The sequence below is a fragment of the Synechococcus sp. CBW1002 genome (assembly GCF_015840915.1).
In the GTDB taxonomy this organism is placed as follows: domain Bacteria; phylum Cyanobacteriota; class Cyanobacteriia; order PCC-6307; family Cyanobiaceae; genus CBW1002.
Map to the genome: position 1 here is coordinate 1,706,925 of NZ_CP060398.1, position 20,144 is coordinate 1,727,068.

The window sequence follows — 20,144 nt, forward strand, 5'->3', positions numbered from 1 at the left end:
ACCGCCATCGGTCTTAGCAGTCGCACGTCGTGTCCGCAGGTCCCGTCCAGCGTTATGCCCCGTTACACCCAGCCCGTTTGGCCCCATTGCGACAGCCCGGCGCCGGCGGCCGTGGCCGGGGAGAAGGATGCCTGCGGTGTCGGTTTTCTGGCGCACCTCAATGGTGAGCCGAGCCACTGGGTCCTGCAGCAGGCCCTGCGAGGGCTCGAATGCATGGAACACCGCGGTGGCTGTGGCGGTGACAGTGATTCCGGCGACGGCGCCGGGCTGCTCTGTGGCATTCCCTGGGGTTATCTCGAGGCCGTCTGGCCCGAGGCGGCAGCGGCGGAGGGGAGTGTGCGCGGACTGGGCATGGTGTTCATGCCGGCAGATGCAGGCCTGCGGGATCAGGCCCGTCACTTCTGCGAGCAGGAGGCTGAGCGGCTGGATCTGCGCTCGCTTGGCTGGCGCAAGGTGCCTGTTGCTCCTGAGGTGCTGGGGGTTCTGGCGCGCCAGACTGCACCGGCCATCGAGCAGTGGCTGCTCGCGTCCGACCAGGATGGTGACGCCCTTGAGGCCCTGCTGTTTCGCCTGCGCCGCCGCATCGGCGACCGGGCTCGCGAAGCCTGGGGCCCCGGCCCGAACGACCTTTATTTCGCCTCCCTCAGTGGTCGCACCGTTGTTTACAAAGGCATGGTGCGTTCCGCCGTGCTGGCCGCCTTCTACGGCGACCTGCGGGATCCGCGCTTCGCGGTGAGCTTCGCGGTCTATCACCGCCGCTTCAGCACCAACACCTTGCCCCGCTGGCCCCTGGCGCAGCCGATGCGGCTGCTGGGCCATAACGGCGAGATCAACACTCTGCTGGGAAATCTCAACTGGGCCCGGGCTGCTGAAGCCCACCTCGAGGACGCATGGGGTGACAGCGCCGCGGACATCCGGCCGGTGGTGAACGCCGCCTTCAGCGATTCGGCCAACCTTGATGCCACCCTTGAGCTGATGGTGCGCAGCGGTCGGCCGATCACCGACAGCCTGCTGACCCTGGTGCCGGAAGCCTTCCTCAACCAGCCCGAGCTGGAGAGCCGCCCGGCCATCCAGGCGATGTATGAATTCAACTCCTGTCTGCAGGAGCCCTGGGACGGTCCTGCCCTGCTTGTCTTCACCGATGGTCGCAGTGTCGGCGCCACTCTCGACCGCAACGGCCTGCGGCCGGCCCGCTACTGCATCACCACCGATGGCTATGTGGTGATGGGCTCGGAGACCGGTGTGGTGGATCTGGAGGAGAGCCGCATCCTGGAGAAAGGGCGGCTCGGCCCCGGCCAGATGCTGGCGGTGGATCTCGAGAACGGCCGCCTCCTCCACAACTGGGAGGTGAAGGAGGAAGCGGCGGCCCGTCACCCCTATGGCGCCTGGCTGGCTGAGCACCGTCGCAGCCTGTTGCCGCAGCCCTGGGAGCAGGAGCAGCGTCTCGGGGATCTGGACCTGCTGCAGCACCAGACCGCCTTCGGTTTCAGCGCCGAAGACCTGGACCTGGTGATCGAGGACATGGCCGGAGCGGCGAAGGAGCCCACCTACTGCATGGGTGACGACATCCCGCTGGCCGTGCTCTCCAGTAAGCCCCACCTGTTGTTCGACTATTTCAAGCAACGTTTCGCCCAGGTCACCAACCCGCCGATCGACCCGCTGCGGGAAAAGCTGGTGATGAGCCTCGAGATGTTCCTGGGGCGGCGGGGGTCCGCCCTGAAGCCCGAGCCGCAGGCGGCCTCCGGGCTCCATCTCGAGACCCCCGTCCTCAATGAGGCCGAACTCGCTGACCTGGGTGCTCATCACATCCCTCTGGGCACCCTCTCCACCCTCTATGCCGTGACCGCTGGCCCCGCTGGCCTTGAGGTGGCTGTGCGGCGCCTGAGGGATGCCGCTGCCGAAGCGGTGCGGAACGGCTGCCAGATCCTGGTGCTCTCCGATCGGCAGGGTCCTGAGGGTGGATCCGCCGGGATTGGGTCGACGATCACCTACATCCCCCCTCTGCTGGCGGTGGGCGCGGTACACCATCACTTGCTCAACCTCGGGCTGCGGCTGCGCTGTTCCCTGGTGGTCGACACGGCCCAGTGCTGGACGACTCACCACCTCGCCTGCCTGATCGGCTATGGCGCCAGTGCTGTCTGCCCCTGGCTTGCGTTTGAAACCACCCGCCACTGGCTGGCCCACCCCAAGACCCAGTCGCTGATCGAGCGCGGCAAGCTGCCCGCCCTCAGCGTGGACCAGGCCCAGGCGAACGTGCGCAAGGCTCTCGAAGATGGCCTGCGCAAGATCCTCTCCAAGATCGGCATCTCCCTGCTGGCCAGCTATCACGGCGCCCAGATCTTCGAGGCGATCGGCATCGGCGCCGATCTGATCGAGCTGGCCTTCAAGGGCACCACCAGCCGCGTCGCCGGTCTGAGCCTCACCGATCTGGCCTGCGAGACCCTGGCCTTCCACGCCAAGGCCTATCCCGAACTCAACCGCACCAAGCTGGAGTTCATGGGCTTTGTGCAGTACCGCACTGGCGGCGAGTTCCATCTCAACAGCCCGGAGATGGCCAAGGCCTTGCACGCCGCTGTGAAGCAAGGTCCTGGGTACGACCATTTCTCCACCTACAAGACCCTGCTGGAGAATCGTCCGGTCACGGCCCTGAGGGATCTGCTCCAGTTGCGACCGGCTCCTGAACCCCTGCCCCTGGATCAGGTGGAGAGCGTCGAGAGCATCTGCAGCCGCTTCTGCACCGGTGGCATGAGCCTGGGGGCCCTCTCGCGGGAGGCCCACGAGGTGCTGGCGATCGCGATGAACCGCATCGGTGGCAAGAGCAACAGTGGCGAGGGCGGTGAGGATCCTGCCCGCTTCCGGCCCCTCGCCGATGTGGACGATCAGGGCCACTCGGCCACTCTCTCCACCATCCGCGGCCTTCGCCGCGGAGACTCGGCCAATTCGGCGATCAAGCAGATCGCTTCGGGGCGCTTCGGTGTGACTCCCGAGTATCTCCGCAGCGGCAGCCAGCTGGAAATCAAGGTGGCCCAGGGCGCGAAGCCCGGCGAGGGTGGTCAGTTGCCGGGGCCCAAGGTGGACCCCTACATCGCCTGGCTTCGCAACAGCAAGCCCGGCGTGGCCTTGATCTCGCCGCCGCCTCACCACGACATCTATTCGATCGAGGATCTGGCCCAGCTGATTCACGACCTTCACCAGGTACATCCCGCCGCCAAGGTGAGCGTCAAGCTGGTGTCTGAGATTGGAATCGGCACCATTGCTGCCGGCGTGGCCAAGGCCAACGCCGACGTGATTCAGATCTCCGGCCACGATGGCGGCACCGGAGCCTCACCGCTGAGCTCGATCAAACATGCCGGCAGCCCCTGGGAGCTGGGGCTCACTGAAGTGCACCGCAGCCTGCTGGAGAACGGCCTGCGCGATCGGGTTCTGCTGCGCGCCGATGGAGGCCTCAAGACCGGCTGGGATGTGCTGATCGCCGCCCTGCTCGGCGCCGAGGAATACGGATTCGGCTCGGTGGCGATGATCGCCGAGGGCTGCATCATGGCCCGCGTCTGCCACACCAACAACTGTCCGGTGGGGGTGGCAACCCAGAAGGAGGCCCTGCGTCAACGCTTCACCGGTCTGCCCGAGCATGTGGTGAGCTTCTTCCTGTTTATCGCTGAAGAAGTGCGCCAGTTGCTCAGCGTGCTCGGAGTGGCTCGCCTGGAGCACCTGATCGGCCGGACCGATCTGCTTGAGATGCGCGACGTGGCACTGGCCAAGACCGGATCGCTGGATCTCTCCTGTCTGCTGGCTCCGATTGAGGCTGCTGCTGACCGCATCTGGCTTCGCCATGACGGCCAGGCCCACGGCAACGGTCCGGTGCTGGAAGACCAGCTGCTGGCTGACCCCGCCGTGATGGCGGCCATCGACGGCCATGGTGCGGTGGTTCGCACCCTGCCGATCGTGAACACTGATCGCAGTGTGGGTGCCCGCCTCTCCGGCGAGATTGCCGCCCGCTACGGCAACACGGGCTTTGGTGGTCGTGTCGATCTCAGTTTCGACGGTGCCGCCGGCCAGAGCTTCGGCGCTTTCCTGCTGAAGGGCATGACACTGCGGCTGGTGGGCGAGGCCAACGATTACGTCGGCAAGGGCATCAACGGCGGTCGCATCACCGTGGTGCCCCCAGCTGGGGTGCATGACCCTGGCAGCCAGGTGATCCTCGGCAACACCTGCCTCTACGGGGCCACCGGTGGCGAGCTGTTCGCCCTGGGCCGCGCCGGTGAGCGCTTCGCCGTGCGCAACAGCGGTGCCGCCACCGTGGTGGAGGGTGCCGGTGACCACTGCTGCGAATACATGACCGGTGGCGTGGTGGTGGTGCTGGGCAGCACTGGCCGCAACGTGGCTGCCGGCATGACCGGCGGTGTGGCGTTCCTGCTGGACGAACACGACGCCTTGCGCGATCGTCTCAATCCGGAGATCGTCGCCCTCTGCGACCTCACCACCCCTGAGCAGGAGGCCCTGCTGCGGCCCTTGCTGGAGGCCCATCTGGAGGCAACCGGCAGCAGCCGGGCGGCCCTGATCCTGGCCGATTGGCCCAGCTGGAAGCCCCGCTTCAAGGTGCTGGTGCCCCCCAGCGAGAAGGCCAACCTTGGCCTGACCGAACGGGAGGCAGTGGCCGCCTGAGTGGCTGTGTCCACTGCGGTCACGACATGGATTCACTCTCCCCGGATGGATTCACTCTCCCGGGAGGGACAGTTGCTTCCTGTCCACTGACCATCCTGCTGCCACTCCGGTGATGGACCAGCGCGGGCTCCCTGGTGCTCAGCGGGGGAATTCCCGCATCAACCGCTGCACCTCCCCGGCGTGGTAGCTACTTCGGGTCAGAGGGGAGCTCACCACCTGCAGGAAGCCCAGATGGTCCTCTCCATGGAGGCGGAAGCCCTCGAACTGAGCGGGTGTCACGAAGCGCTGCACAGGCAGATGCTTGGGGCCGGGGGAGAGGTACTGGCCGATGGTCACGATGTCCACCGCGTGGGCGCGCAGATCGCGGAGCACGTCGTCCACCTCGGCGTCGTGTTCGCCCAGTCCCACCATCAGGCCTGATTTGGTGTAGGTGCGGGGCCAGCTTTCGTGCACCCTCTGCAGCAGCTCCAGGGAGCGTTTGTAGATCCCCTGGGGCCGCACCTGGCGATAGAGACGCGGCACGGTCTCGATGTTGTGGTTCAGCACCTCGGGCGCGGCCGCCATCACCGCAGCCAGGGCCTCCCAGTTGCCGCAGAAGTCGGGGATCAGCAACTCGATCGTGGTGAGGGGCGAGCGGCGGCGCACCGCTTCGATGCAGGCCACGAACTGGCTGGCACCGCCGTCGGAAAGGTCGTCGCGGTTCACCGAGGTGATCACCACGTGGCTGAGCCCCATCCGGCTCACCGCTTCCCCCAGCCGCTCCGGTTCGCTGGGATCGAGGCTGCGCACGCTCTTGTCGAAGTCGATGTCGCAGTAGGGGCAGGCCCGTGTGCAGCCGGGCCCCATGATCAGAAAGGTGGCCGTGCCTCCGGCGAAACACTCGCCGATGTTGGGGCAGCTGGCCTCCTGGCAGACCGTGTTGAGCTTCAGGTCTACCAGCAGATCGGCCACGGCTCCGATCCGCTCCCGCTGGGGCGCCTTCACCCGGAGCCACTCGGGTTTGGTGGGGGTGGGCTGGCTGGTCACCATGGCCGGGCGCAATGCACGACTCTAGAAACCGGTCTCGGCCAGCCGGCTGGGGCGATCCCTTACACTCCGGAAATCGGGATGTGGCGCAGCTTGGTAGCGCACTTCGTTCGGGACGAAGGGGCCGCAGGTTCGAATCCTGTCATCCCGACTCTTCTCCTCGCTTCCCCGCCAGCAGTTTGCTAGCTGGAAGGAGCAGCTCCCTGTCAGGACAGGTCTCGCGGACCTCTGCTCCATTCAGATCAATCGGGTGGGCATGACCGGTGGCGTTCAGGCCGGGATCGCCACCACCTGGTTACGGCCTCGCTCCTTCGCGGCGTACATCGCGCCATCGGCCCGGGCGATCAGGCCATCCATCGATTCGCCGGGGCGCGCCAGAGCCACCCCCACACTCACCGTGATCTGCGCCTCCCCCTCGGGGATCGGCACCGGTTCACTCGCCAGGCGCCGCAGCTTCTCCCCGATGGCGATCGCATCCTCCAGGCCCTGCACTCCGGGGAGCACCACCATCAGCTCATCACCGCCGATCCGGGCGGCCAGGTCCGAGGCGCGCAGGCAGGAGCGGAGCCGCTCGGCCATGGCCTGCAGCACCGCATCGCCGGCTTGGTGGCCGTAGGTGTCGTTCACCTCCTTGAAGCGGTCAAGGTCGCAGAAGAGCACCGCCAGCTCCCCTCCCCGGCGCTGGTCGCGGCCCATGAGCTGCTCGATCTGCGTGAAGACCTCCTCCCGGTTCAGCAAGGTGGTGAGGCTGTCAGTGGCGGCCCGCAGTTCCAGCGCCTTCTTGATGGCGATCCGCTCCGTCACATCGCGCCAGATGACGCTGAGTTCGTCGCCCACCTTCACCACCCGGATGTCGAATTGCCGTATGCCGCCATGCACCTCATGCTGGTGGTACTCGAACTCATCAAGCACCAGCGGTTCTCCGGTGGCCAGCACCTGCAGATAACGATCGAACAGTCCGTTCTCAACATGACCCGGCCAGAACTGCCGCAGGGTGCTCCCCACGAACTCGTCGAGGGGCATGTGGTTGTAAGCAGCGGCGGCGGGGTTGGCCCGCAGGATGCGCAGATCCGTGATCCGCCCCTCCTCGTCCCGCACCGGCCCGAGCAGTAGATGGGGATCGAGCAGGGAATCGAGGGTGATGCTCAGCCGCTGCTGCTCGGCCTTGAGCTGCTGCTGGGCCTGCACCAGCTCCGTGACGTCGTAATTCACGCCCATGATCCGCACCACCTTGCCCGCGTCATCGAAGAACCGGCGCGACGCGGCCTGGATGTAACGCACCCCTCCATCGGGCCAGACCACCCGAAAACGGAGGGCGTACTCGCGCTCGCCGCGCACGGCCGCCGCCAGTTCGCTCTGAGCGAACTGGCGGTCCTCGGGATGGACCGTCTGCGACCACGCCTCCACCGCACCGGAGAACTTCTCCGGATCCACACCGTAGATCTGGTACATGACCGAATCCCAGGTGAGCACGTCGTTCACCGGATCCCAGTCCCAGATCCCCACCACGCCGGCGGCGGCAGCTGTCAGGAGGTATTCCGCCTGGGCCACGATCTCGGTGATCTCGTCGAGCTCCAGCAGCACATGCACCACTGCACCATGGGCATCGCGGAGGTTGCTGAGCTGCAGATTCCCCCAGCCCCTCAGCCCGTCCGCCCGCCGGAACCTCACCCGCACGCCGTAGCCGTCGATTTCACCGCGCAGCACGCTCGCCAGCGCGGCAGGGTCCATCGGTGTTGCGGCCTGTGGATCCTCCACGGACACAAGCTCCAGGGCGGCAAACACCTGCTTCAGGCTTCCCCGGGCCAGCACGGCCGGGCCCAGCCCCAGCAGGGAGCTGAGCTGCCCATTGGCCTGCAGGATGGTCCCCGTATCCGGGGCGCACAGCGCCAGGCCCACACTGCATTGTTCCAGGGTGCGGTGCAGCAGCTGCTCGGTCCTGTTCAGGGCCCCCTCGGCCTCAACCTGGAGCGTGATGTCGATGAACTGGCCGATCAGAAACTCCACATCTCCGCTCGGGTTCCGGGAGCAGGACACGCAGAGATCGATCCAGACGGGTCGTTCCCTGTCCGAACCAGTGCGCACCTTGATTCGATAGCTGGAGCGCCGGTTGGCCAGGATCTCCTCCACGAGAACCTGCTCGCGCTTGACGTCGTCCGGATGGGTGATGTCTTGCCAGTGCAGGGAGTGGGTGGATTGGGGGTCGCAGCCAAGGATCTCGCAGAAGGCCGGGTTCGTCAGGAAAAAGCGACCGCTGGCATCGGTCAGGCCCACGCCGGCGGCGGAATTGTCGATCGTGGTCCTGAAGAGCTCCTCACTGCGGCGTCGCTGTGCTGACTCCCGTGAACGCTGGGCCGCGAGATGCACGGCCACAGCCACCACACCGGAGAGTGCCAGCAGGCGCGTGAGGTAGTCGGTCGAGGGAAAGAAGCCCCAGTAGAGCCCCGACGCGATCGCCAGTGCATAGGCCTGCACAATCAGGGGGATCATCCGGCGTGGCGTCACGACGCTCGCCGAGAGCGCCACCACCAGGAAGTAATAGGGCAGCAGCGGGACGTTGCGCGGCAGGGTCAGATCGAGAAGGAACAGCCCGACCATTGCCAGACTTGATTACCCAGCTCGCTCCGCGCAGGCCATTTGTCCCGACTAGAGTGGTACACAGATACTGTTCTGGCCATGGCGCGCAACGGCATCCAGTTCCAGAAGGGCCTGTCTCTGCCTGAGTTCCAGCGGCTCTACGGCACAGAGGAGCAATGTGAGGCTGCTCTGGAGAAGGCTCGCTGGCCGGATGGGTTCCGGTGCCCTCGCTGCAATGGGCATGAGCATGGCCTGGTTTACGGCCGACGACTCAAGCGCTACCAATGCCGCAACTGCGGCCATCAGACAACACTCACGGCCGGCACGATCCTGCAGGCCACCAAGCTCCCTCTGACAAACTGGTTCCTGGCCTTTTATCTGATCGGCCAGGCCAAGAACGGGATCTCCTCGCTGGAATTGAGTCGTCACCTGGGCGTCAACTACGACACCGCCTGGCTGCTTCACAACAAGATCCTGCGGGCGATGAGCGAACGGGAGGAGGAGTATCTGCTGCGGGGAAAGATTCAGATAGATGATGCTTACCTCGGCGGAGAACGCACTGGCGGCAAGGTGGGTCGCGGATCAGAAAACAAGATTCCGATCGTGGCAGCCGTCTCGTTGAACGAGTCCGGCCATCCGATCCACGCAAAGATCGCGCCGGTGAATAGCTTCAGTTCAGAGGCGATCGCTAACTGGTCCTTGAATAATCTGACTCCCGGTAGCGATGTACTCTCCGATGGCCTGGCCTGCTTCCGCGCCGTGACAACGGCCAACTGCCACCACAAGGCGAATGTCACCACCGGCAAGCACCCCAACGACCTGCCGCAGTTCCGCTGGATCAACACCCTGCTGGGCAACCTAAAGACCAGCTTCAACGGCACCTTCCATGCCTTCAACTTTGACAAGTACGCCAAGCGCTACCTGGGCGGCTTCTGCTTCCGCTTCAATCGGCGCTTTGCCATGGCTGAGATGACCGAGCGCATCGCCAATGCAGTCTGCTGCTGCATGCCTTGCACGGAGCGGGATCTCAGGCTTGCGGAGGCTTATGGGTAATCAAGTTGCCAGATGTAAAATTAACAACTGGCGGCGGATGTCGGCAGGCTCTGTGGGTGTCAGGAAAGAGCCCTGATGACTCATGGATTGATTGGCCCTTGATCTGCTTTGACTGGAAGCAGTCTGATGGGATCCCGATCACGGCAGCAGGACGGACACATGCGATGACACAGGGTTGGGCCTGGTCACCCTGGCGGAGGGATCCACGCAACCCGTCGGGGGAATGGTCACGACCAGGTCACGACCCTGTGCTGCCTGTCCCCGTCCATGGCTTCATCCGCCCGCGCCATCAAGTCGTCGATCGATGCCCCTTTGCTCCACCAGGGACACGGGTTCGCTCGCCAGTCGCCGCCAGTGAGGGCCACCAGAAGCGCATCGCCGCCGATTCGGGCCACCAGATCCGAAGCCCGCAGGCAGGACGCACCAGATCCGCCCTGCCCCGGAGCACAGCGTCCCCGGTCTGGTGACCGAAGGTGTCATGACCCGTCCTGAAGCGGTCCAGGGCGCAGGCCGAGAGCACCACCACCAGGTCGAAGCTCAACAGTGGGGTTCCTTCCTTGCGGGAGAACCGGATTCGCCCAGACGATCAAGGCCAGAACCAGGCCCAGGATCCAGAGCAGGCGGCGATGACCTGCGGAACCCGCTGATCACAAGGCGGCCCAATCCTGTTACCCCGATTCTTCTATTTAAGCTCTGGTGGGGTCAGCTGAGCTCAGCTCCTGGATAGCCCCGCGGGGTCACCATCCGCCCATCGCAGACGACGGTGCTGCTATTGCCCACCAGCACCAGGGTGAGCATGTCGACCTGCTCCACCGGCAGATCTCCGAGGGTGTGCAGGGTCACGGCCTCTTCCGCCCGGCCCAGCTGACGGGCCAGGGCCACAGGTGTTGTCTTGGGGCGCCCTTGCAGCAGCAGCTCCCGGGCCCGATCCAGCTGCCAGTCCCGGCCCCGCGAGCGGGGGTTGTAGAGCGCCACCACGAAATCACCGGCGGCGGCCGCTTCCAGCCGGCGTTCGATCACTGCCCAGGGGGTGAGCCGGTCGCTGAGGCTGATGGTGCAGAAGTCGTGCATCAGGGGGGCGCCGCAGCGGGCCGCCGCCAGTTGCAGCGCCGAGATGCCGGGATGCACCGCGAACGCCGGTCGCTGATCGCTGGGCAGTTGGCCCCAGAGCTCCAGGGCCAGGCCAGCCATGCCGTAGATGCCGCTGTCTCCGGAGGAGATCAGGGCGATGGGCAGGCCGGCCCCGGCCAGCTCCAGGGCGGTGGCGCAGCGCTGACGCTCCTCGGTGAGTTTCCCGTCAATGCGCTGTTGATCCGGCCGGCGCAGGGGTTCCAGCAGATCGAGATAGAGCCCATAGCCCACCCAGATGGTGGCCTCCGCCAGGGCACGGCGGGCATCGGGGGTGAGCAGATCGAGGCTGCCCGGTCCGCTGCCGACCAGATCCAGCCGGCCCCGGGCCGGCGCCGATTGCCGCGGACTGAAGGCGATCGCCAGGGTGGCGGCTCCGGATTCCCCGGGGCCGGCCTTCTCGATCGTCTTGGGCAGCAGCAGACGGGGGCTGGGGACGGTCCCATGGGCAGAGGAGGTGATGCCCCAGGGCGTGATCGCCTCGGCGGCGAGCAAGGCCGACGCTTCCGCCACGCTGGCGGTGCCCATCTCACCGGCCACCACCTGTGACGGGTTGGGCACGGCCATGGCATCCAGAGCGTTGGCCTCGAAGAGCCGCAGCGGCCAGCCATGGCGCTTCGCCAGCTCCAGCAGCGCCGGCTCGTCGCCCTTGCGGTCGATGCTGCCCAGGCCGGCGACGGCTTCACGGGCCAGTCCGGTGTTGCTGAGGCCGCGTGCCACCAGGCGTTCCAGCAGGCTGGAACTGGTGTTCCGCTCGCAGCCGATGCCGAGCCAGAGGGTTGGTGGATGCCAGCGGCAGCCACGGCCTTGGTAAGCGGTGATCCAGAGATCGGCCGATGGTTCAGCCGTGGTCTGCTGGCGAGGAGTCTGGCTTCCCTGTACCTGAAGCCCCAGAGCCTGGCTGGCTTCCAGGGCGGTCCACCCCGTTTCGCCACAGTCCTGCTGCACAAGCAGGGGAGAGCCTGGAGAAGGGAGGAGGTTGCCGGCCGTCGGGGAGGCTCGCTGCATCAGCCGGGTCCAGTCGCCGCTGCCCCGGCGCCAGCCCCAGGCTGTGCCGAAGCTGTCGAGCGCCAGTCGGCCCTGGCCTGAGCTGGCGCCGGTGACGACAGCCTGCCCGCCCAGCAGGGCCGCCAGTCGATGGCTCAGTGCTTCGCCGCCGCCAGCATGGCCGCCAAGCAGTGGAATGGCGAAGCGTCCCTGCGGGTCGAGCACCACCACGGCTGGGTCGCTGGACTTGTCTTGCAGCAGTGGCGCCACCAGGCGGATCACCAGACCGCAGGCTCCCACCGCCACCACGGCGCTGGCCCCGTCCCAGTGGTGCCGCAGCCAGCTGGCCGGGTCGGATGCGTCATCCGCCGCGCTGACCCCGGCGCCTGGCTCAAGCCCTGGCCTCGACGCCGTGCCAGGCAGTCGCACGCGATCCACTAGGCCGGCCTGCTGCAGCTGGGCCAGCAGGGCCCGCGCGGCTTCGCTGAAGCCCAGGCCCAGCACCGGCCCTTTGCGTTCCAGGCTCATGCTTCCTCCTGGATGACGAGCGGCGTGGTCACATCGGCTGGTGGGGAGGTCATCGTGTCGGTCTTCAGAGTCGGTGCGGCCTCGATCGGCTCGGGTCCTGATTCCTTGTCCTCGTTGCTGCTGCCAGCGTTGGTGTCTGCGCCCTGTGGCTTGAGCTCCTGTTGCACAGATTCCTGCGGCTCAGGCGCCTGAGCGGCGCCATCCGGAAGCTCGGTATCCACAGGTTCGCGACTGACCGGACTCTGCTCCAGCTGTTTTGCCTGGTCCTGATCGTTGTCTAGGTCTGCCTGGGGCGACCGGGGGGAGTCCTCTTCAAGGGCCGGTGAGGCTTCAGGTGATGGCTCCAGCGCCGGTGGGATCGTCGGAACGAATGCCTCGACGGCCTCGACGGTCTCAGCGACCTCGGGTTGCGGTGGCGGAGCTTCCCCTAGCAGCTGGGCCACGGTCAGGGCATCGAGGCGGCCTCCCTGCCAGATCGGCCTGGGCCCGGGTTCAAGCCGCACCTCCTGCACCAGGCTGTTGAACGGCGCATTCAGGGGTTCGCCCTGGCCATCGACCAGCTCCAGCACAAGGGCGTTGGAGCCCGGACGCCAGCCCTGCAGCCAGAGGGGGTCGTTGCGATCCACCAGGAAGCTGTCGCCGTTCAGGGTGACGCGCAGGCGCCAGCTGTCGTCGTTCGGCCGCAGATGTTGCAGCGGCGCATCCAGAAGCAGCCAGTCGAGCAGCACCGGTTGGGCGGAAACGGTGAGGGCTGGACTGGCCACGATCAGCTGGGGGGATCCGACCGCCGGCACTCCGAGGGGGTTGGCGGCCACACGGTGCACCACGATCTGGGCCTGGGCGCCAGGGCTCTTGACGGCCTCACCCCAGGGCCTGGCGGCATAGGCGGTGATCCGGTGGCTGCCGGGCGACAGGGGCGGCAAGTTCAGCGCCAGCTGATCGGCGTCGTGCAGGCGGATCGGGGGATCCCCATCGATTTGCACCACCAGATGGGGGCCCAGTCCCAGGGGACCGGCGTCCACCAGGGGCCAGTCCCGCACGGCCAGCTGCAGGATCCAGTCACCCTCAGCCTGGGTGGATCCGTTGCGGGGGCTGAGGATTTCCACCCTGGGCTGATGCTCCCCCAGGGCGCCCATCAGTTGCTGGACTCCTGGGGGTGGCGCCACCTCCCGCAGGGCGGAAGGGGTCGGCCGGCTCAGGATGCCGGCCCCGCCCTCCTGACGTTGCTTGGGTCCGAAGCCCACTCGGGCCGCCACCGCGCTACAACCTGAGGCCCCAACCACCAGGCCCACCAGCACGATCCAGCTGAACAGCCGTGTCATCAGCCGTCCGGCGGGCCTCGCCAAGGCCGGTCTCTGGTCCCCGGCCGTGCCGCTGATCCAGCTCAGAACCGGTCGGGGGATCCACCTCCATCCCATGCGCCCCCATCCAGATTCCCAGACTCGCCCGAATGCCCGCTGGCTCTGACGTTGCGACCCTTTCGTGCCCTGCAGGTCTGATCGCACGTCCGATTCATCGTCGTCTGCAGGCATTCTGCTCACCGATCGCCAAGGCAGGCAGCTGTCTATAGCTCTGGTAGCAAGTCTTTCGCGTCTGGTGCTAGTGCAGACTCTGGATTTTGGGGTCTCTCGATGTGACTCGCTCCCTGTCAAACCCCTTGCCAGGCCTGGAAAGCGTGGGGATTGAACCTTTGTAACTGGCGGGGGGATCCGATTGAAACTGACCCCTATACTTTCGCCAGCGGTCCCCTTTCAGGGGCCCCTCGCACCAGTCGTAGCAAGCGTTTTCGCCCTTTTGGGCAGAGCCTTGTTCGCCTGGCGCCCATGGGCAGGACGCTCGTCTTTCTGTTCATAGGGCCCGTCACTCGCCGTGGCGGCGCCGGCGTTCCGCGCCGAATTCGCCACAGCGGGTGTAAGGGGTGGACCTCCACCTCGACCCCGTCCCTCGAGGAACGTCTCGATGACCATCAGCCCACCAGAGCGTGGGAAAACGGCGAAAGCCCAGGTCGATCGGAACCCGGTTCCGGCGACCTTCGAACTGTTCGGCAAACCCGGGCATTTCGATCGCTCCCTCGCCAAGGGTCCCAAAACCACCACCTGGGTTTGGAACCTCCACGCCAACGCTCACGACTTCGACAGCCACACGAGTGATCTTGAAGAGGTTTCTCGCAAGATCTTCTCGGCTCATTTCGGCCATCTGGCCGTCATCTTCATCTGGTTGAGCGGTGCCTTCTTCCATGGTGCCCGCTTCTCCAACTACACCGGCTGGCTGGCCGACCCCCTGCACGTCAAGCCTTCGGCTCAGGTGGTTTGGCCGATCTTTGGCCAGGAAATTCTCAACGGTGATGTGGGTGCCGGATTCCACGGCATTCAGATCACTTCAGGCCTGTTCCACGTCTGGCGGGCCTGGGGTTTCACTTCTGAAACCCAACTGATGGCCACCGCCATCGGTGCCTTGGTGATGGCCGGCCTGATGCTCAATGCCGGCGTCTTCCATTACCACAAGGCGGCTCCCAAGCTCGAGTGGTTCCAGAACGTTGAGTCCATGCTCAACCACCATCTGGCTGGCCTGCTCGGCCTGGGTTCCCTGTCCTGGACGGGGCACCTGCTGCATGTGTCCCTGCCCACCACCCAGTTGATGGATGCCATCGACGCCGGCTCACCGCTGGTGCTGAACGGCAAGACCATCGCTTCGGTGGCGGACATCCCCCTTCCCCATGAATTCCTCAACCAGGAGCTGCTGACTCAGTTGTTCCCCGGTTTTGGTGCCGGCATCTCGGCGTTCTTCAGCGGGAACTGGGCTGCCTACAGTGATTTCCTCACCTTCAAGGGTGGTCTGAATCCTGTCACCGGCAGTCTGTGGATGACAGACATCGCCCATCACCACCTGGCGATTGCGGTCCTGTTCATTGTTGCCGGTCACATGTACCGGACCAACTGGGGCATTGGCCACAGCATCAAGGAAATCCTTGAGGGCCAGAAGGGCGATCCTCTGCTCTTCCCAGCTCCCAAAGGTCATGACGGACTTTTCGAGTTCATGACCACTTCGTGGCACGCCCAGCTTGGCGTGAACCTTGCATTGATGGGTTCGCTGAGCATCATTGTGGCGCACCACATGTACTCGATGCCTCCATATCCCTATATCGGCATCGACTACCCCACCCAGCTTTCGATCTTCACCCACCACATGTGGATCGGTGGCTTCCTGATCGTCGGTGCCGGTGCCCACGCCGCCATCGCGATGGTGCGTGACTATGACCCCGCCAAGCACATCGACAACGTGCTCGACCGGGTGCTCAAGGCACGTGACGCCCTGATCAGTCACCTCAATTGGGTGTGCATCTGGCTGGGCTTCCACAGCTTCGGTCTGTATATCCACAACGACACCATGCGTGCCCTGGGACGTCCCCAGGACATGTTCAGTGACTCCGCCATCGCGCTGAAGCCGATCTTCGCGCAGTGGATTCAGGGTCTTCACGCCGCAGCAGCCGGCACCACCGCTCCCAACGCCCTGGCGGGTGTGAGCGAGGTGTTCAACGGCGCTGTCGTGGCCGTGGGTGGCAAGGTTGCTGCCGCGCCGATTCCCCTGGGAACGGCAGATTTCATGGTGCACCACATTCACGCCTTCACCATCCACGTGACGGTGTTGATCCTGCTGAAAGGTGTGCTGTACAGCCGCAGTTCCCGTCTTGTCCCTGACAAGGCCAACCTCGGCTTCCGCTTCCCCTGCGACGGCCCCGGCCGTGGCGGTACCTGCCAGGTTTCGGCTTGGGACCATGTGTTCCTGGGTCTGTTCTGGATGTACAACTCCCTCTCGATCGTCATCTTCCACTTCAGTTGGAAAATGCAGAGCGATGTCTGGGGAACCGTGAATGCAGACGGCAGCGTCTCGCATATCACCAACGGGAACTTCGCTGAGAGTGCCATCACCATCAATGGCTGGCTCCGCGATTTCCTCTGGGCTCAGGCCGCACAGGTGATCAACAGCTACGGCTCATCCTCCAGTGCATACGGTCTGATGTTCCTGGGTGCCCACTTCATCTGGGCGTTCAGCCTGATGTTCCTGTTCAGTGGCCGCGGCTACTGGCAAGAGCTGATTGAGTCCATCGTCTGGGCTCATAACAAGCTGAAAGTTGCCCCCGCCATTCAGCCGCGGGCGCTCTCGATCACCCAAGGCCGTGCCGTTGGTGTCGCCCATTACCTGCTGGGCGGTATCGCGACCACCTGGTCCTTCTTCCTGGCCCTCATCATTGCGGTCGGCTGACCTTTCCTGACCTTTCCCAATGGCAACGAAATTTCCTTCGTTCAGCCAGGGTCTGGCACAGGACCCGACAACCCGCCGTATTTGGTACGGCATTGCCACGGCTCACGACTTCGAGAGTCACGACGGCATGACCGAGGAGCGGCTTTACCAAAAGCTGTTCTCCACCCACTTCGGTCACCTGGCCATCATTGGCCTCTGGGTTTCGGGCAACCTGTTCCATATCGCCTGGCAGGGCAACTTTGAGCAGTGGGTCGCCGATCCTCTGCACGTCCGTCCCATCGCGCATGCGATCTGGGATCCCCACTTCGGTCAAGGCGCGATTGCCGCCTTCACCCAGGCGGGCGCTTCCTCTCCGGTGAACATCGCGTATTCAGGTCTGTACCACTGGTGGTACACGATCGGTATGCGCACCAACGCCGAGCTGTATCAGGGCTCCATCTTCATGATGATCCTGTCGGCTTGGGCTCTGTTCGCCGGCTGGCTCCACCTTCAGCCCAAGTTCCGGCCTTCCCTGGCCTGGTTCAAGAATGCTGAGTCCCGTCTGAACCACCACCTGGCTGTTCTGTTCGGCTTCAGCTCCATCGCCTGGACCGGTCACCTCGTTCACGTCGCCATCCCTGAGGCCCGCGGTCAGCACGTCGGTTGGGACAACTTCCTTTCGGTGCTGCCCCACCCCGCTGGTCTGGCTCCGTTCTTCACCGGTAACTGGGGCGTCTATGCCCAGAATCCCGATGGTCTGAATCAGGTCTTCGGCACCGCCGAAGGCTCGGGTACCGCGATCCTGACCTTCCTGGGCGGCTTCCACCCCCAGACCGAAGCCCTCTGGCTCACGGATATCGCCCATCACCATCTGGCGATTGGTGTGATCTTCGTGATCGCGGGTCACATGTACCGCACCAACTTCGGTATCGGTCACTCCATCCGCGAGATCCTCGAAGCCCACAACCCGCCCAAGGGCACCCCTGGTGACCTCGGAGCTGGCCACAAGGGTCTCTACGACACCATCAACAACTCGCTCCACTTCCAGCTGGGTCTGGCGCTGGCCAGCCTCGGTGTGGTGACGAGCCTGGTGGCTCAGCACATGTATGCGATGCCGTCTTACGCGTTCATCGCGAAGGACTACACAACGCAGGCTGCGCTGTACACGCACCACCAGTACATCGCCATCTTCCTGATGTGCGGTGCTTTCGCCCACGGTGCGATCTTCTTCATCCGCGACTACGACCCGGAAGCCAACAAGAACAACGTTCTTGCCCGGATGCTCGACCACAAGGAAGCCATCATCAGCCACCTCAGCTGGGTTTCCCTGTTCCTCGGCTTCCACACTCTGGGTCTCTACGTCCACAACGACGTGGTCGTGGCTTTCGGAACTCCCGAGAAGCAGATCCTCGTCGAGCCCGTCTTCGCCCAGTTCGTCCAGGCCGCTTCCGGCAAGGCGATGTACGGCATGGACGTGCTGCTCTCCAATCCTGGTAGTGCCGCCTCCCTGGCTTCGGCCAACATCCCTGGCGATCACTACTGGCTGGATGCCATCAATGGCAATACCGATCTGTTCCTGCCGATCGGGCCTGGTGATTTCCTTGTGCACCACGCCATTGCGCTGGGTCTGCACACCACGACCTTGATCCTGGTGAAGGGCGCCCTGGATGCCCGGGGTTCCAAGCTGATGCCCGATAAAAAGGACTTCGGCTACTCTTTCCCCTGCGATGGCCCTGGCCGTGGCGGTACCTGCGACATCTCTGCCTGGGACGCCTTCTATCTGGCAGTCTTCTGGGCTCTGAACACCGTGGGTTGGGTCACCTTCTACTGGCATTGGAAGCACCTCGCCATCTGGCAGGGCAACGTGGCTCAGTTCAACGAATCCAGTACCTATCTGATGGGCTGGTTCCGTGATTACCTCTGGCTGAACAGCTCCCAGCTGATCAACGGTTACAACCCGTTTGGCTCGAACAACCTGGCCGTCTGGTCCTGGATGTTCCTGTTCGGTCACCTGGTATGGGCCACTGGCTTCATGTTCCTGATCTCCTGGAGGGGTTACTGGCAGGAACTGATCGAGACGATTGTCTGGGCGCATCAGCGCACTCCGCTTGCCAACCTGGTGGGCTGGCGCGATAAGCCTGTGGCTCTCTCGATCGTTCAGGCCCGTGTGGTTGGTCTGGCTCACTTCACAGTGGGTTACATCCTGACCTACGCTGCCTTCCTGATCGCTTCCACCTCGGGCAAGTTCGGCTGAGTTTTCGCGGGGCCACGCGTTGGCCCGGCTCGATAACCTTCACTCGACCTGCCTTCACTCGAGGGACGATGACACCCCTGGCCTTGTGCCGGGGGTTTTTCGTTGGTGTGCTGGTGAAGAGTGTTTGATGTTTCGACCAAGAAGACGTTTGCCGATTGGCTATACCGTGGGGTTCTTGAGTCCTTGGTCATCGGGTTCAGGGAGGCTAGGTGCCAGTGAAGATGTCTATAGCAACGGGTTCTTGCTCATCTGATCGGTTGCGACTCGTTGATGATGAAGCAACGGTTCTGCATTGTTTCTGCTTAATCTTTGCCCTTTTGCTTTTGTCATTCCGGTCTCGCGTTTACAGCTTCTGAACCCGCTACAGCAGGTATGTGAGCCATGCCACTTGAGGCGCATGGTGTGAGCCTCGATCAATCGCCAATTGTCAATTTGCAAGCGCCTGTGGCCTTTTCTTGGTGAATCCGAGAGCTCGGGGAAGATAGAGGGCTAGGGGCTGCAAGCTGGGACGACGCAGTTCAGGACGATGGCGTAGGTTGCTTCCGATTGCAGGGACTCTCTGTGTCTGGTTGCGGCGTGATTGTCGGCCTCTGCCTTTGGTTGGCGTTGTGGTGATCCTCGCCCTTGCCCGTCTTCAGCTTTAGGGCGATCGAGTCTGGGCCGTAACGCTTCTGTTTGCTGGTCAGGAATAGGAATCAGGCAAGTCTTCAGTAGCAGTAGATGTTGCTGAGCTTCGTCAAGCCCATTGGCGGCCGCTGGCGAATCTTATTGCCTGCAGATCGTCGGTGGATCTGTCGCCACCTGTTTCCAGGCTTGTCTCTTGCGGCGTGGCAGTGTCGTCTCAAGGCCTAGTCTCTTTAGGCCGATTTCTATGGTCTTCTTTCATCGGTCTGCTAACTTTCTCTGCCTCTGCCTCTGCCTCTGCCTCCCTCTCTGCAGTGTCGCCTGATTCCAGGCTCGCTGATGTCCATGAAGTGAGTGTAATCCTTCGGCCAATCGCGCTGAAAGAATGATTCAATATGAATGATTCAATCACAGTAGCTTCCAGCTAGATTCTTTCGCAGAAAAAGCCCCGCCTTGGCGGGGCTTTTTGGTTTGCTCTTGGGCGGGGGATTGCTTGGAAAGAAGTACGAAGACTGTCCAGGCAGGTTGTGTTGATGCTGAAGCCGAGTCAGAGGCTCAGCTCACACTCCAGACGCCACCGGCGATGTTCACCAGCGGAGCCACAACGGCAGTGCCTGTGAGGAACCAGGCGAAGGCGGCGCCGCCGCAGCCACCCAGCCAGAAGCCGCTGGCGAATTCGGCCCAGCCTGCCTTGGTGAACAGGTCGGCGGGCGGATTGTCGATGGTGGCGTCAGGGGGTTGGACGTTCGGGCCGGAGCCGGCAGTGCCATAGATCGACAGGCACACCGTGAGAATCGACACCAGACCAATGGTGGCCAGAAGACCGGCGGTGCTGGCGTAGTCGGTGAGGCGCAGCGGTCCGCAGATCGCAAAGGGGCCGTAGAGGAAGAAGCCATGGGCCATGCCCACTTCCAGGCCGCGACGGTTGGGAGACAGGGCAGGGCGATAGGCGGGCAGCGCGTTCAGGAAGGCCTTGGTGAAGTAGCTGCTGTTGACGGGAGTGGCCAGATTGCCGACGGTCGGGTCGGCCACGGGGGTCACGGTCATGGTGGCGGAATGAGGG

The 20,144-nt window shown here is 64.2% G+C and carries 9 protein-coding genes and 1 tRNA gene; 5 read left to right on the forward strand and 5 right to left on the reverse strand.

What is annotated here, in order from left to right; translation table 11 throughout:
• Nucleotides 1–54: 54 nt before the first annotated feature.
• Nucleotides 55–4,662, forward strand: coding sequence for a glutamate synthase large subunit (gene gltB / locus H8F24_RS08135; RefSeq protein ID WP_197171698.1), 4,608 nt, complete (start codon nucleotides 55–57; stop codon nucleotides 4,660–4,662).
• A gap of 138 nt (nucleotides 4,663–4,800) precedes the next feature.
• On the opposite strand, the gene lipA is transcribed toward gltB, so the two are convergent.
• Nucleotides 4,801–5,691: a lipoyl synthase gene (gene lipA, locus H8F24_RS08140; RefSeq protein WP_197171700.1), complete on the reverse strand. Its 891-nt coding sequence runs from the start codon at nucleotides 5,689–5,691 to the stop codon at nucleotides 4,801–4,803.
• 74 nt (nucleotides 5,692–5,765) lie between these two features.
• Between lipA and H8F24_RS08145 the strand changes: the two genes are divergently transcribed.
• Nucleotides 5,766–5,839, forward strand: a tRNA-Pro gene (locus tag H8F24_RS08145).
• A gap of 119 nt (nucleotides 5,840–5,958) precedes the next feature.
• Here H8F24_RS08145 and H8F24_RS08150 read toward each other — a convergent pair.
• Nucleotides 5,959–8,286, reverse strand: coding sequence for a bifunctional diguanylate cyclase/phosphodiesterase (locus H8F24_RS08150; protein ID WP_197171702.1), 2,328 nt, complete (start codon nucleotides 8,284–8,286; stop codon nucleotides 5,959–5,961).
• Nucleotides 8,287–8,364: 78 nt separating this feature from the next.
• On the opposite strand from H8F24_RS08150, the gene H8F24_RS08155 reads away from it, so the two are divergent.
• A complete protein-coding gene (locus H8F24_RS08155) occupies nucleotides 8,365–9,318 on the forward strand; it encodes an IS1595 family transposase (protein ID WP_197170777.1) in 954 nt (317 codons plus the stop codon).
• 702 nt (nucleotides 9,319–10,020) lie between these two features.
• On the opposite strand, the gene cobJ is transcribed toward H8F24_RS08155, so the two are convergent.
• Together cobJ and H8F24_RS08165 are read right to left on the reverse strand one after the other, a co-directional pair.
• Complete coding sequence (cobJ, locus tag H8F24_RS08160) at nucleotides 10,021–11,961, reverse strand: precorrin-3B C(17)-methyltransferase (RefSeq protein ID WP_197171704.1); 1,941 nt, start codon at nucleotides 11,959–11,961, stop codon at nucleotides 10,021–10,023.
• Nucleotides 11,958–13,307: a hypothetical protein gene (locus tag H8F24_RS08165; RefSeq protein ID WP_197171705.1), complete on the reverse strand. Its 1,350-nt coding sequence runs from the start codon at nucleotides 13,305–13,307 to the stop codon at nucleotides 11,958–11,960. Before H8F24_RS08165 ends, cobJ begins: the two co-directional genes overlap by 4 nt.
• A gap of 613 nt (nucleotides 13,308–13,920) precedes the next feature.
• On the opposite strand from H8F24_RS08165, the gene psaA reads away from it, so the two are divergent.
• Both psaA and psaB read left to right on the forward strand, forming a co-directional pair.
• Nucleotides 13,921–16,224, forward strand: a complete 2,304-nt coding sequence (psaA, locus tag H8F24_RS08170; protein ID WP_197171707.1) for a photosystem I core protein PsaA — start codon at nucleotides 13,921–13,923, stop codon at nucleotides 16,222–16,224.
• Between the two features lie 19 nt (nucleotides 16,225–16,243).
• A complete protein-coding gene (gene psaB, locus H8F24_RS08175; protein WP_197157088.1) occupies nucleotides 16,244–18,457 on the forward strand; it encodes a photosystem I core protein PsaB in 2,214 nt (737 codons plus the stop codon).
• Nucleotides 18,458–19,636: 1,179 nt separating this feature from the next.
• Here the strand turns inward: psaB and H8F24_RS08180 are convergent.
• Complete coding sequence (locus H8F24_RS08180) at nucleotides 19,637–20,128, reverse strand: photosystem I reaction center subunit XI (protein ID WP_197157086.1); 492 nt, start codon at nucleotides 20,126–20,128, stop codon at nucleotides 19,637–19,639.
• Between the last annotated feature and the right edge of the window lie 16 nt (nucleotides 20,129–20,144).

Excerpts from the sequence above, each read along its gene's own strand:
- psaA (WP_197171707.1), top strand. The coding sequence starts at position 13,921 with ATGACCATCAGCCCACCAGAGCGTGGGAAAACGGCGAAAGCCCAGGTC.
- H8F24_RS08150 (WP_197171702.1), bottom strand. The coding sequence starts at position 8,286 with ATGGTCGGGCTGTTCCTTCTCGATCTGACCCTGCCGCGCAACGTCCCG.
- lipA (WP_197171700.1), bottom strand. The coding sequence starts at position 5,691 with ATGGTGACCAGCCAGCCCACCCCCACCAAACCCGAGTGGCTCCGGGTG.
- psaB (WP_197157088.1), top strand. The coding sequence starts at position 16,244 with ATGGCAACGAAATTTCCTTCGTTCAGCCAGGGTCTGGCACAGGACCCG.
- cobJ (WP_197171704.1), bottom strand. The coding sequence starts at position 11,961 with ATGAGCCTGGAACGCAAAGGGCCGGTGCTGGGCCTGGGCTTCAGCGAA.
- H8F24_RS08180 (WP_197157086.1), bottom strand. The coding sequence starts at position 20,128 with ATGACCGTGACCCCCGTGGCCGACCCGACCGTCGGCAATCTGGCCACT.
- H8F24_RS08155 (WP_197170777.1), top strand. The coding sequence starts at position 8,365 with ATGGCGCGCAACGGCATCCAGTTCCAGAAGGGCCTGTCTCTGCCTGAG.
- gltB (WP_197171698.1), top strand. The coding sequence starts at position 55 with ATGCCCCGTTACACCCAGCCCGTTTGGCCCCATTGCGACAGCCCGGCG.